Source organism: Holdemanella porci, from assembly GCF_019052655.1.
Lineage (GTDB): Bacteria > Bacillota_I > Bacilli_A > Erysipelotrichales > Erysipelotrichaceae > Holdemanella > Holdemanella hominis.
In genome coordinates this window covers 18407-31589 of record NZ_JAHQVB010000005.1, presented here as the reverse complement: position 1 = coordinate 31589, position 13183 = coordinate 18407, and the positions used below count along the sequence as shown (strand labels likewise).

13 protein-coding genes are annotated in these 13183 nt (G+C 33.1%); 3 read left to right on the top strand and 10 right to left on the bottom strand.

Annotation, left to right across the window (positions count from 1 at the left end; genetic code table 11):
• Position 1: 1 nt before the first annotated feature.
• The 3 genes from KTQ83_RS01920 to KTQ83_RS01910 all read right to left on the bottom strand — a co-directional run bounded on the left by KTQ83_RS01920 (position 2) and on the right by KTQ83_RS01910 (position 4238).
• Entirely contained in the window at positions 2 to 1075 is a 1074-nt protein-coding gene (locus tag KTQ83_RS01920; RefSeq protein ID WP_117925079.1) for a chorismate mutase, read from the bottom strand.
• Positions 1076 to 1199: 124 nt separating this feature from the next.
• A complete protein-coding gene (pepF, locus tag KTQ83_RS01915; protein ID WP_217255893.1) occupies positions 1200 to 2972 on the bottom strand; it encodes an oligoendopeptidase F in 1773 nt (590 codons plus the stop codon).
• A 39-nt stretch (positions 2973 to 3011) separates the two neighbouring features.
• Positions 3012 to 4238 (bottom strand): DUF234 domain-containing protein, encoded by a 1227-nt coding sequence (locus KTQ83_RS01910; protein ID WP_244975723.1) that lies wholly within the window; start codon positions 4236 to 4238, stop codon positions 3012 to 3014.
• 352 nt (positions 4239 to 4590) lie between these two features.
• On the opposite strand from KTQ83_RS01910, the gene KTQ83_RS01905 reads away from it, so the two are divergent.
• On the top strand, positions 4591 to 5589 hold the full coding sequence (locus tag KTQ83_RS01905) for a hypothetical protein (protein ID WP_217255892.1): 999 nt from the start codon (positions 4591 to 4593) through the stop codon (positions 5587 to 5589).
• Positions 5590 to 5762: 173 nt separating this feature from the next.
• On the opposite strand, the gene KTQ83_RS01900 is transcribed toward KTQ83_RS01905, so the two are convergent.
• The 7 genes from KTQ83_RS01900 to KTQ83_RS01870 all read right to left on the bottom strand — a co-directional run bounded on the left by KTQ83_RS01900 (position 5763) and on the right by KTQ83_RS01870 (position 10379).
• Positions 5763 to 6251, bottom strand: a complete 489-nt coding sequence (locus KTQ83_RS01900; protein ID WP_186999030.1) for a hypothetical protein — start codon at positions 6249 to 6251, stop codon at positions 5763 to 5765.
• A gap of 320 nt (positions 6252 to 6571) precedes the next feature.
• Positions 6572 to 6760, bottom strand: a complete 189-nt coding sequence (locus KTQ83_RS01895; RefSeq protein ID WP_244975722.1) for an ATP-binding protein — start codon at positions 6758 to 6760, stop codon at positions 6572 to 6574.
• A gap of 99 nt (positions 6761 to 6859) precedes the next feature.
• On the bottom strand, positions 6860 to 7603 hold the full coding sequence (locus KTQ83_RS01890; protein ID WP_217255891.1) for a copper homeostasis protein CutC: 744 nt from the start codon (positions 7601 to 7603) through the stop codon (positions 6860 to 6862).
• Complete coding sequence (locus tag KTQ83_RS01885) at positions 7587 to 8708, bottom strand: Sapep family Mn(2+)-dependent dipeptidase (RefSeq protein ID WP_186999029.1); 1122 nt, start codon at positions 8706 to 8708, stop codon at positions 7587 to 7589. The genes KTQ83_RS01890 and KTQ83_RS01885 overlap by 17 nt, the downstream gene beginning before the upstream one ends.
• 1 nt (position 8709) lies before the next feature.
• The gene (locus KTQ83_RS01880) at positions 8710 to 9669 is read right to left on the bottom strand and encodes a glycosylasparaginase (RefSeq protein WP_117925073.1); all 960 of its coding nucleotides are present in this window, start codon (positions 9667 to 9669) and stop codon (positions 8710 to 8712) included.
• A gap of 53 nt (positions 9670 to 9722) precedes the next feature.
• On the bottom strand, positions 9723 to 10046 hold the full coding sequence (locus KTQ83_RS01875; protein ID WP_117572409.1) for a PTS sugar transporter subunit IIB: 324 nt from the start codon (positions 10044 to 10046) through the stop codon (positions 9723 to 9725).
• A gap of 9 nt (positions 10047 to 10055) precedes the next feature.
• Positions 10056 to 10379 carry a PTS sugar transporter subunit IIA gene (locus KTQ83_RS01870; protein WP_117925071.1) on the bottom strand — a complete coding sequence of 108 codons (324 nt, stop codon included), beginning with the start codon at positions 10377 to 10379 and terminating at the stop codon, positions 10056 to 10058.
• A 171-nt stretch (positions 10380 to 10550) separates the two neighbouring features.
• Here KTQ83_RS01870 and KTQ83_RS01865 point away from each other — a divergent pair, with 171 nt between their 5' ends.
• Together KTQ83_RS01865 and KTQ83_RS01860 are read left to right on the top strand one after the other, a co-directional pair.
• On the top strand, positions 10551 to 12263 hold the full coding sequence (locus KTQ83_RS01865; RefSeq protein WP_186999028.1) for a M3 family oligoendopeptidase: 1713 nt from the start codon (positions 10551 to 10553) through the stop codon (positions 12261 to 12263).
• On the top strand, positions 12260 to 13165 hold the full coding sequence (locus tag KTQ83_RS01860; protein ID WP_222620972.1) for a dipeptidase: 906 nt from the start codon (positions 12260 to 12262) through the stop codon (positions 13163 to 13165). Before KTQ83_RS01865 ends, KTQ83_RS01860 begins: the two co-directional genes overlap by 4 nt.
• Positions 13166 to 13183 lie beyond the last annotated feature (18 nt).

Sequence of the window (13183 nt, the reverse complement as noted above, 5' to 3'; positions counted from 1 at the left end):
CTTATTTTTCCTCCTTTAAAGTATATGCTCCCAATACTTTTACACTTTCACATACAGACTGTACCTCTCGAATACAATCATTTGCCTTTGACATATCCCCTTCAATTTCGACAAAGAAGAAATACTCAAAAGGTTTATTTTTCATCGGTCTAGACTGAATACTTTCCATGTTCAATCCATTCTTGGCAATACAATCAATGATCTTTGCCAAAGCGCCACTCTCATGTTTAACCGATAGAACCATACTAAAGCGATTGCCCTGCATTTGTGGCTTTAATCCAATTACTAAGAATCGCGTTGTGTTAGTCGCATTTTCTTGAATGTTTGTAGCCAACACCTTTAAGCCATACAGCTCTGCATTTTCCTTAGCACCAATAGCTGCTTTATGCACATCCTGTTGTGCTGAAATATATTGAGCTGCCATCGCCGTATTTGGATAGGCCACCGTTTGTACGTTTAATTCCTTTAAAAATTCTTTAGACTGTGAAAGTGCTTGATCCTTTGAATAGACCCACTCCACATCTTTTAATGTACTGCCCGGAATTCCAAGTAAACATTGTTCAATCTTTTGATCATAAATTGACTGAATATACACTGGATATTCCATTAATAAATCTAAGACTTCTCCAACCAATCCAGAATTCGTATTCTCAAAAGGAATCACACCATATTGTACGTCTGAATGGACAACCATTTGAAAAACTTCCTCAAAACTAGAAACGCCCACTTTTGGATTGGAAGGAAACAACTTCTCGCTCACCATATGCCCAAAGGCACCTTCAACTCCACAATATCCAACTTTATCATGCGACTGCAACGTTCTTTGATAGGCCTTCGATTCTTTCATAATGAACTTTATAAAAGACTCATAATATTCTTTATAACCCGGATTCTGAATAAACTGCAGATTCTTTTCAATTACAACCTGCTCTCTACCTGAATCTAGAATTGGTAAATCATTTTCTATTTTATACGCAATCACATCTTTAACGGCATCCAACCTGGCTTCATATAGCTTAGCCATTTCACGATCAATCGCATCTATTTGCGTACGTGCTTGTTCCAACTTATTCATAGGTTCACCTCAATGAATATCATACCATAATTTTCATCTATTTTCTGAAAATGAATGTATCATTTTTTATCATTTATTTATTACTAATTTTAAAATGACTAAAAGTAGAAAATCAAACGACTTTCTACTTCATAATACTCTCAAATTCATCAATTAAAGAATCAAATAATTCAATCGCATCTTCAATTGGTTTTGGACTTGCCATATCAACCCCAGCCATACGCAATAATTCGACTGGAGACTTTGTACATCCTCCCTTTAAGAAAGATAAGTATGCTTCAATATCAGCTTGTGTTCCATGAAGCAATTTTTGTGATAGAGCCATAGCTGCACTAAATCCTGTCGCATATTGGTATACATAGAAATTCATATAGAAATGTGGAATACGAGCCCATTCCATACTAATTTCATCATCCACAATCACATCTTCTCCATAATAGAATTTATTTAAATCCGCATAGATTTGATTCAATGTATCACTTGTCAAAACTTCGTTGTTTGCTGTTTTTTCATTGATGATCTTTTCAAATTCCGCAAACATACACTGTCTAAATAATGTAGTTCTAAATTGTTCCATAAAGTGATTAATCAAATAAGCCTGGAATTTAGGATCTGAGTTTTGTTTGCGCAAATAATCCATCAATAAAGCTTCATTACAAGTACTGGCAACTTCGGCTACAAATATTTTATAATGACGATCTAATGGAGCTTGATATTTTGTAGACATATAAGAATGCATCGCATGCCCCATTTCATGAGCTAAAGTAAATTCTGTATCTAAAGAATTTGCAAAGTTCATCAAGACAAAAGGATGTACTCTTTGTCCACTTGAATAGGCACCTGAACGCTTTCCTTCATTTTCATATACATCGATCCAACGCGAATTTAATCCTCTTTCATAAACATTGGCATATTCTGTTCCATACAATTGAACGGAATGTAAGATATCTTCTTTGGCCTGTTCAAAAGATACAGGAACGTTACATTCATTGACCATAGGTACATATAGATCATACATATGAAGTTTATCTTTCTTCATAACTTCTTTACGAACTCGCATATATTTATGTAAAACATGGATATTTTTATGTATCGTTTCAATCAATTGTTCATACACTTTTGGTGAAACATTATTCGCATCGACTGCGCATTCTAAACTCGATGCATATTTACGTGCTGTACTATTAAATTTCAACTGATTTGTCTGTCCATTTAAACAAGCAGCTAAAGTATGGATCATAGAACCATAGCCTGCATAAAAATTACGATATGCACTCTCTCTTAGCACTTCATCTTCCTGCTCTAACATATGGATAAATGTACCTGTAGTTAAAGTGTGTTTATTTCCTTTTGAATCGATCGCATCTTCAAATTTTAAATCCGCATTGTTCAACATTCCAAAAATCGAATAAGGTGTGTCTTGCATCAATGAACTGGATGCCATTAATTTTTCTTCTGTTTGAGATAATACGTGTTCTTTTAAACGACATACTTCTTCTAGATATACACGATATCTTTCTAAGATGGGTTCAGATGCATAAAAAGACTCTAAATTTTCAATCTGCATGATTTGTACATCACTAAAAGATAGCTTAGTAAAAACTTCAACCGCTAATGCATTGGCTTTTCCTTTTAATTCTTGATGATGGGCATCTGCCGTATCTTGATCTGACAACAAAGAAGAATAGCCTAAACAATCATCTAATAGACATGTTAATTTTTCATATCCCTTTAAAAATGATAATAAGTTGGATGCATCATCCAATTTTCCATCGCATGCACAAAGCTCATTTCCTAATTCTTTACAAGTATCTAAACAAGCTAGAAATGCTGCTTCATCTTTAAATATATCTTCTGTTCTCCAAGTGTTTTCTATTTTTTGTTCATTACGCTTCATGAGTAAACAACCTCCATTAATACGTCTATTGTAGCACATCTACATCATTTCAAACGAAACTAATCGAATATCATTATTTTTTGCGTATTCTATCGCATCTTCTGTAAAGCCAGAATTAGAAAATGCCATTAAACTCTTATTTTTATATTTAAAAATATCTTTTCGGCTATTTAAAACAGTTAAAACTCGACTATCTAATTCTTTATTTCTCCACTTACATTCACACATTAAGCACGAATCTGAATTTATGGCTACTATATCAATTTCTGCTTCTTCTTTTTTTAATGGGTCATTCCCCCACCACTTGCCAATCTTTTCCGGAATAAACGGTAATGTCAGGAAAACTTGTTCTTGATATATATATTCTGTACACATTTTTTCAAAAACATACCCCATATAATCCGATATTTTTGGTTTAACGTATTGACCATATATAATATGGCCCAAACCCATTTGTATATTTGAATAATTTGGTCTTACAAATTTGTACCAAAACAAAAACATTGTATCTTTTATTTCATATATTGTTTTTCGACTTGATTCTTTTTCAGTAACAGGATATATTTTTTCGACTATGTTTAATTCAATCAAAGACTTCAATAAACTACTGCAAGCAGACGTATCTAGACCCACTTTATTTGCGATTTCATTTAAACGACTAGCCCCCGAAGCAATGGCGCCAAGTATACTATTATAGCTTGCGGGATTTCGCATTTCTTGTTTTAAAAGATTAGTTGCTTCTTCAAAAAAAGTTCCATTTTCATCAAAAAACAAATCTAATATATTCTCATCTAAAGATTTGTTTGTATCTATTTTTGAAAGATATTCAGGAATTCCTCCTGTTATGCCATATGCGATTGCCTGACTTTCTTTATCATAATTCACAAGCATTTTTTGCGTTTCTAAATATGTGAAAGGTGTAATTTTAAATTGTGCACTTCTTCGACCATATAGTGGGCTTTTATATCCCAACACTTGATTTTCCATGAAACTCATACTTGAACCACACAGAATTAAAAACATATTTTTATCTTTCCAGCATAAATCAATATGCTTTTGAATAATAGAAGAAATAGGCGGATAGCTTTCGGCTAAATATGGATATTCATCAATCGCAAGAACTATTTTTTGATTTGTTTCTAACATTTTATCAATCGCATTAAATAAGCTTTCAAATGAATCGTATACGATTGAATCATTCTTCGAAACCACTCGTGACAATCCAATTAAATTTTCTTTTTGTGTCCCTTCCAACGAAACGTACAATAAACTCTCTTTATTTGGATTATTTCGGAATATGAGTGATGAAATAATCCTTTGTTTATAGGACAAAAATCAATAATGTAGTAAAATATAAGCAAAGATGAATTGTTTTAGTTCATTTCGTTGCTTATTTTTTATTACAGGAGGCGCTGTAAATGCCAGATTTCAGCAAATATACAGACCAAGAAATAATTGATGGTCTAAGAAAAAGAAAGTCACTACCTAAGCAATTGAATACTGTTATATCCGCATCCATAGAAAATAATTTTAAAGAACATAACATTACTTTAAACTGTCCTCATTGTAGTTCGTCCAAATATGTTAGTAATGGGCAAAATGCATATGTTTAGGCCCAATGAATATTAATGAATTAGAAAGCATAAATAATTACATTGGCGATGTTTCTTATATTTGTACGGATTGTACGGATATGTTTAGCGTCTATTCGGATTGGTGTGATAAAAATGGATACACGCATTATGTTGAACCATCAACTTATCGAGCTGAAAGAAAGGCTCGTGGTTATATTGATACTGATAATTTATACCATAAACTTACAAAGCAAGAATATGCGAAAGATGAAGCTATAAATCGCCAAATGTATAAAGAAAAACGTTATCCACATATTGAAAATAGTAAGAAACCTATTTCATTCGATGAATTTAATGTTATTAGATATAAATTTAAACTTGGTATTAATGGAGTTAATGCTTTTCATTCAATGTTAGATAAATATTTAGTTAAGAATACTACTGGTGTAAGCAGTGATTATTTACAAGACTATATAGGCACTTTTGTGTATCTTCAAAATTATAAAACTAATCATAAAATTAAAAATTTTGCTCGTTTAGATGCAACCAAGATTTTATGTGAAATGATTAGACATACCCTTAAATATAAAGACAATCCCAAAGAAAAAGATATTTTAAATAAAGAGCTTAATTTAAGACGTCCATCTAAGAAAACTATTAAGAAATCGCAAGACATGATTAGAGAAGCAAGAAAAGTTATTAATTTATCAAAAGATGATAAAGATAAATCTGAATTTGAGGGAAATGATGAAACATCGATGTATATCTTCAATAAATATCATTTTTTCAACAATCTCGGCGCCAAAAGATTAAACGAGCTTATTAAAGAAAACAGTTTATATGTTAAAGGTGCTCATAAAAGACAAAAAGTAAAAGCTATATGTTCGCTACCAAATGTTCAAGATATCATCTTCAGAGAAGTATATATTCAAAATTATGGTTCTATAGTAGAATTTACCAATGTCATTAAAGGGATTACCACAACCAAAAGGAAACAAGGAAGACCTAAAGGTTCTAAGAACAAGAAAAAGCAGGATTATTAGTCCTGCCTAATTAATTGAATATATAAAACTAGATACCAAGGATAAATCAACCTTTAAAAGTCATAGGGATTTTTACTTTTAGAAAGTGATAGCCTTTAAACACTTTTAGGGTGAAATCTGTTATTTGTTTTTGTAAATTTCTTGGATTATTATATTTAGTCTACATAAACATGTTAAATTAACTCTTTTAATAATTCATTTTTAACATCGGTTATATGTTGCCTAAAAAAATTAGGATTGCTGTTTTCGTATGCAAGAATCCTTTTTAATTTATTCTCTAACTCGCTTATTAGTGTTTTATTTTTTACAATATGAATGGAAGCAGTATAGTTATTTATATATCCTCTTTCTATATACTTATCAATAACTGGAATAACATCAGATATAAAGAATATACTTTTAATTGTGGTTTGTCCTATATGATAATAGCAAGAAGCTATATTCTCTGGTGGCAAATTAATAAAATTATTAATTCTTCTTTTAGCAGAAGCGTCCCTATGGTTATAATTACCTACTGGAATAGCCCAATACAATCCTTTATGTTCCAAGGATTCTATACAACAAAAAATTGGTCTATCTTTTGTATCGTTCCATTCTCCACCGACTCGTTTTATTAAATTATATAAATCTCTTTTTCCAAAATACATTGCATTTTTAATCATTTAATACAATACCTCACCCCGAATAAATAAAGGGAGGCTATGAAGCCTCCCAAACGGTGATACTTGGACCACACCGTAAAGGTCATTTGTCTCAAACGGTGATACTTGGACCACACCGTAAAGGTCATTTGTTTCCATATCTATCGATACACCTATAATATACCACAAATTGTGATAATTGCAAGAATTTTTACTCTTATCTCTATTGTTGTAGTGCTTTCCTTTTTAGATTATAGCATTATTTAATTGTGATATAAAAAATAATTATCACAAATGCAAAAACAATTCATCTTAGGTAAAATCAATAGTTCTGAACTTAATTAGAGGCTTTTGCTATGGGATGTATTGTCATCCATCAATTCCGAAATAATCCCTTTATTTTTCAAAAATTCACGAATCAAAGTTGTTTTTCCAACTCTTCGACGACCATAGATTACCGCAAACTGAAATTCATTCGTTGAATACATTTTTTCTAATTTTATTAATTCACTTTCTCTACCAACAAACATATAAGATCTCCGTTTACTAAGTTATGACTTACTTAGTTATAACTTAGTAAGTTATATCATTCCTTACAACTTTGTACAAGAAAAGACGGGAAAACCGCCTTACTTTATACTATCAACTAATTTTTTTACCAACTCTACATCCACTACATCATAGTCATTTTCATGTGGACTAGCCAAGTAACTATAAGAAACGCCATTTTTTGTTGTTGTCGCATCTGCCTTATAGCTCTTACAAGACGAATGCACCTGATATACACCTGTATAATTCATCATCATTTTTGCGTTTTCTGCATTCATTCCACTGCCAGGAAGAATCTGAATCTTATCACCATATTGATTATTCAATACTTTAATTAAATCAATACCTTCCATAGCTTTTGCTTTTTGTCCACTTGTAAGTACGCGATCCGCCCCTAAATCAATCAATGTTTCAATGGCTTCAAATGCATCTGGCGTAACATCAAAAGCTCTGTGGAATACAGCTTCCTTATTGTACGAATGAATTAAGTCGATCATTCTTTTTGTGTCCTCTTCACAAATTGTGCCATCCTCATTTAAGAAACCAAACGCAATTCCATCAGCACCATGATCCAAAAGAATCTTGGCATCTTCAAACATAATTTCTACATCTTCTTTTTCATAACAGAAACCAGCAGCACGCACACGTACCATACAAATTACAGTTAAGTCTGTTTCTTTTTTTACACGAACTAGACTCGCGACACTTGGCGTTAAGCCACCAACACTTAACGCACTATTTAATTCAACCCTTTTTGCACTACCCTGATATGCAGCTATACAATCTTGATAACTACCTGCACATACTTCAATCATTCTCTCCATTAGCCAACCTCACTATACTTAATGCGTATATTTTCGCATTTAAAATCAAATCACTACGATCCATCCATTCATTCGGATTGTGCCCAATGCCCTTTTGTCCAGGAAAACTAGGTCCAAAAGGAACTATATTTGGCATGATCTTCGCATAAGTTCCACCCGTAGTTGTAACTGGCGTCCCATCCATGCCTGTTACCTTTTCATAAGTCGCCTTTAATGTTTGACATAAGAATCCATTTTTATCAAAATAAACAGGATCATAATTATGTATACATTCTACTTGTAGTCCTTTGCTTAATTTAGATTTGATTGTCACTTCTATTGTATCATTACTAATACTTGCAGGATAGCTAAAAGAGAAGTCAAAGCCAAGTTTTCCTTCTAAATCCACCAGCTTTTTATTGCTCATCTGCATTTTACCAAATTCAGGATCCTCCATGTTTAGTCCCAATTTATTTCCAAATCCATTATCTGATAAAATATATTCATTAATAAATTGGTTGAATACAGTTTTATTTTTAACAGCCGTACTCACACGATAGGTACTTCTTCCTCTTTCCGCATATACAACCGGATATTTACAATCGGGTGTCCAGCCCATAATAGGTGGTTTTCTGACTTCAAGGAAATGTGTTAAATCTTCAAATCCCGTTTCTTCATTGGTTCCAAACAAAATATAAACAGGACGCTTTAACTGAATTTTCAATTCCTTTATGGCATATAATGCGTATAAACAAGATAAAGTCGGCCCTTTATTATCTAAAATGCCGCGGGCAAAGATTCTGCCATTTTCATCTTCATAAGCTGAGAACGGAGGATGATTCCATCCTTCTCCTACAGGTACAACATCTAAATGTCCCATAATGCCAATATAGTCTTCTCCTTGACCATATTTGGCAATACCCACCATATGATCGACGTTTTCTGTTTCAAAACCTAATTCACGAGCTAATTTCAATGCTTCTTCTAAAGCTTTATTTACGCCTTCTCCAAAAGGCATACCTGGCTTAGCTTCACTTTGTACACTATCGATTTGAACAATTCTTTTGATTCCTGAAATCATCTCTTCGCTGATTTCATCGATTTTCTTTAATAATGCCTCTTCCATTTTATTTCCTTACTAATGGAGCTGTGCGCGTAGCCATATAGTTGTCCATCCATTCTTTACTTGCGACTTCAAATGTGCATTTTCCATCCTCATCATGATTTACTAAATATACTGTTGGGACTTGTTTTTCAGTTGCCACTACAAAACTAAAACCTTCAATATTTGTAGCACAACCCCATTCCCCCTTATTATTCATCGCAATCAAAGACATGTCTCCAGCTTTCCCTCTTCTTCGTTTTAATTCTAAATCAAAATCGTGTACAGCCTTTTCACACGCTTGTTGAGGATGCATGCCTTCTTTCATTAGGCGAACAATTTCATAAGAAACACAGCCCTTCATAACATCTTCCCCTAACCCTGTAGCACTCGCTCCTCCAACAAAAGAATCTACATAGAATCCAGAACCACATACAGGCGAATCGCCTAGACGTCCTGGATGTTTCATGAACAATCCAGAAGTACTTGTAGCACTTGTCATATGTCCTGCAGTATCTAAACAAACCATACCTACTGTGTCATGTCCTGAATATGGTTTTAATTCCGTATTTGTGATTTCTTTTGTACGATTGTGATAATGAATCTTGGCACGATCTGTAAGCATTGTTTTTCTTTCAAAGCCATGTCTTGAAGCATATTTTTCAGCACCTTGACCAATTAGGAAGTTGTTGGCATCATAGTGCATTAGACTACGTGCAATACTAACAGGGTTGGCAAAATCTTTAACGCCTCCAACACATCCAAATTCTAGTGTATCCCCATCCATAAAAGCAGCATCTAATTCCACTTCCATTTCTTCATTTGGAAGTCCTCCATATCCTACACTTTTATAGTATTCAAAATCCTCTACAGCTTTGATTGCTTCTTCAATCGAATCCGCTGCACTTTCGTTATTTTTTAACATAGAATCTGCTTTTGAAATTCCTTCTAAAGCCATTCTCCATGTTGCGATAATTCCGTACATACATTTTCCTCCTACATATGATTCAAAAATAAAATCGCTTTAAAAAAGCGACCTTATTTGTTTTTAAATTTTTTCATTTGCACGATAGCTTTTTTTAATACTTTTTCTGCATCCATCATACCATAATCTGTTGGATCAATAACCATAACTGGTGTTTTATCACCGTATTTTTTATTGATTTCATCAAATAAGAATTTAGTTTGTGGACCAATCAAGATACAATCTAAAGTATTTTTTTCAATGATGTCTTGAATGATTTTATATGAAAATGCCTTACATTCAATTGGCAAGTTGTGACTGTCAGCCACGTCCTGCATACGTTGTGCCATCATACTTGTTGACATCCCATTATCACAAAATAAGTATACTCTTTTCATATTCGTCTCCTACCTATTCTCAATATCTTGAAATTTCTTGAAAATCACGATTTGTTGTTGGGCAAAAGCCTTAAAATTTTCAGCTGCCATCAATTGATCCTCTGCATGCATCAACAACATATTTACCGCAACAGACTCTCCTCTTGCCTCTTGTTGAATCAAAGAAGCATGTGCTTCATGACCTTTAATATAAATAGCATCTCCTTCTTTAATTAATTCTTCTGCCTTATCAAATTCGTATTCCTGCGCCTTACGTGCTGCTTCAATATAGCTTGATTTTGCAGTACCTACACAAGAAATAATTTGAAAGCTTATCATTTCCAAGTTTTCCATAGATACCCTCCTTGTTCTGATTGTATTGTACATCATACAAATTTTCTTTTCTATGAATCGAACTTCCTAGCGATTAGGAAATATTCGATTATTCCTAACATCTAGGAAATTCCTTTCTGAGTATTCCATTCCTATACTTCCTATAATTAATATAGAAAGACAGGTGTACAAATGACAAACAATTATAAATGGGATTTATCTAAATTATATACTGGTTATGATGATCCAATCTTTTTAAAGGACTATGACCAGTTAGTAAACTACAAAATAGAAAACGTGACCACAAACACTTCCTTTAAACAACTCGAAGAAATCAAAGACTTAGAATATCGACTTCGTTTATATGTAACATTAAGACTAAGTGTAGAAGCCAACAATGAAGATGCTATTTTATGGTCAAGCAAAGTATTAAGTGCTTGTGCTGTAGCCGCAAATCAAATGAATGAATTATGGACAAAAATCTTAGAAGATAAAGAAATCAAGCAATCAAGTTATTATTCAACCTATAAATTTATCATTGAAGAAAAATTAAACAATGCTAAACACACATTGCCTTTAGAACAGCAGGAAATATTAAACTTAGTATATCCAACAAGTAAAAAAGCTTTCTCAGACATGTACTATGCACTAACTGGAAATGCCAAGGCCAACTATCGTGGGAACAGCTTACCCTTAACACAAGTAAAGAATATGTGTCATGATAATGATTCCAACGTTCGTAAAGATGCCTTCCTAGCCGAGCTTGAAGCCTATAAACCAATTGAAACACCACTTGCCTTTGCGGTAAGTGCCATTAAGAAACAACAACTTATAGAAGCACGCTTACTTGGCTATAAAGATCCTTTAGAAAAAATGTTGATTGAATCAAGAATGTCATCCAAAACATTAGATGCGATGATGAGTAGTATTCAAAAATATTTACCTGTATTTAGAAAATACCTTCGTACAAAGGCCAAGATGCTAGGTTATGATCATGGTCTTCCTTGGTATGAAATCTATGCCACTTTACAAGAATGTGACTTTAATTTCTCTATTGAAGATTGCGAATCCTATATTTTGGATGCTTTTGAAAAAGTAGGTGAAAACTTACATGAAATGACAAAAACTGCATTTAATGAACATTGGATTGATTATCCAACTTATGAAGGTAAACAACCTGGCGCATTCTGTGAAAACCTGGGTTGGATCCATGAAAGTCGTATTATCACAAACTACAACAATACATTAAGTGATATTATTACAGTTGCCCATGAGTTAGGTCATGCTTTCCATGGAGAAATGATTGAAGAACAAGCTATTTTAAACCGTGATTATTGTATGCCACTGGCAGAAACGGCAAGTACATTTAATGAAAATGTAATGTATAACTATATGGCAAGCATTTTACCTAAAAAAGAAAAATTATTAGTCATTGATACACAATTATCGGCATTATGTCAAAACGTATTGGACATCTATGCGCGATTCTTATTTGAAAAATCTGTATTTGAGCATATTGAAGAAGGTTTCTTAAATGCCAAACAACTATGTGAACTAATGAAGGAAGCCCTAAATAAATCATTCGGTGATGGTTTAGACAAGAACTGGATACATCCTTATCGTTGGATTACAAAGGTACATTACTACATTCCAGATATCGCGTACTATAACTTCCCATATACATTTGGTGCTTTATTTTCTCGTGGTTTATACGCAAAATTCAAAAAGGAAGGGACATCATTTATTCCTAAATATGAAAAACTACTAGCTGCAACAACCACAAATACTTGTGAAAATGTCGCAAGTATGGCAGATATCAACATTGAAGAAGAATCGTTCTGGCAAGAAAGTCTACAATCGATTGCCGATCAAATTCAAGACTTCTTAAAGGAGTTAAGCGCATGATCTCATTTGCGAATTTACATGATGATATAGGAAATGATTTGTTCGATCATAAAGAACAGTTGAATCGTTTGGATGAATTTCACTATCCTCGCTTTAAAGAAGGCACCATGAAATTTTCTGCCATTGTCTGCTGCTTTAGCGGCACTGAATCATGGCAAGATATGCAAGAATGTATCGTATATGCCAATGATTGTATTCATTCAAGTAAACATTTCTCATTTAACAACGATAAAGATATTCAAGTCTTTATCGCTGTTGAAGGTATGTGTGGAATTAAAGAAGATGTCACAAATAAAATTCAATGGTTATATAATCATAATGTACGTCTTGGTTCATTATGCTGGAACGATGATAATGCCTTAGCTTGTGGTGCAAGAACAAATAATAAACCATTAACAGATCTAGGTGTTGAAGCGATTCAAGCTATGAATCATATTGGCATAGCCATTGATACAAGTCATTGTTGCGAATGGAACTTCTATGATATCGCAAAAACAAGTACAAAGCCCATCATCGCATCTCACAGTAATGTGAAGGCTTTATACAATCATTACCGTAACTTGAGCGATTTACAACTAGACATTATTAGAAATAAACAAGGACTAGTTGGAGGTATTCCGGTTCGTTGGTTTGTGAAGAACAAGAAAGAAAATGCGACACTAGATGACTTTATTGAAATCCTTGAATACTTAAAAGAAAAGATTGGTATTGAACATATCGCATTAGGTTTTGATTTTATGGACTATATTCCTGGCATGGAAGATAGTAATGTGGTTGGTATGAAGGACATCACAGAAATCCAAAATATTGCACTAAAACTCAAGAAAAATGAATTCACAGATGAAGAAATCAATGCGATTTGTTTCAACAATGCATATTCATTTATGCAAAACTATTTATAAAAGATAAAATCCACCGAG

Bases quoted from the DNA above. Each gene is read 5' to 3' on its own strand.
- KTQ83_RS01920 (WP_117925079.1), bottom strand. From the start codon at position 1,075: ATGAATAAGTTGGAACAAGCACGTACGCAAATAGATGCGATTGATCGT.
- pepF (WP_217255893.1), bottom strand. From the start codon at position 2,972: ATGAAGCGTAATGAACAAAAAATAGAAAACACTTGGAGAACAGAAGAT.
- KTQ83_RS01905 (WP_217255892.1), top strand. From the start codon at position 4,591: ATGAATATTAATGAATTAGAAAGCATAAATAATTACATTGGCGATGTT.
- KTQ83_RS01900 (WP_186999030.1), bottom strand. From the start codon at position 6,251: ATGATTAAAAATGCAATGTATTTTGGAAAAAGAGATTTATATAATTTA.
- KTQ83_RS01895 (WP_244975722.1), bottom strand. From the start codon at position 6,760: ATGTTTGTTGGTAGAGAAAGTGAATTAATAAAATTAGAAAAAATGTAT.
- KTQ83_RS01890 (WP_217255891.1), bottom strand. From the start codon at position 7,603: ATGGAGAGAATGATTGAAGTATGTGCAGGTAGTTATCAAGATTGTATA.
- KTQ83_RS01885 (WP_186999029.1), bottom strand. From the start codon at position 8,708: ATGGAAGAGGCATTATTAAAGAAAATCGATGAAATCAGCGAAGAGATG.
- KTQ83_RS01880 (WP_117925073.1), bottom strand. From the start codon at position 9,669: ATGTACGGAATTATCGCAACATGGAGAATGGCTTTAGAAGGAATTTCA.
- KTQ83_RS01875 (WP_117572409.1), bottom strand. From the start codon at position 10,046: ATGAAAAGAGTATACTTATTTTGTGATAATGGGATGTCAACAAGTATG.
- KTQ83_RS01870 (WP_117925071.1), bottom strand. From the start codon at position 10,379: ATGGAAAACTTGGAAATGATAAGCTTTCAAATTATTTCTTGTGTAGGT.
- KTQ83_RS01865 (WP_186999028.1), top strand. From the start codon at position 10,551: ATGACAAACAATTATAAATGGGATTTATCTAAATTATATACTGGTTAT.
- KTQ83_RS01860 (WP_222620972.1), top strand. From the start codon at position 12,260: ATGATCTCATTTGCGAATTTACATGATGATATAGGAAATGATTTGTTC.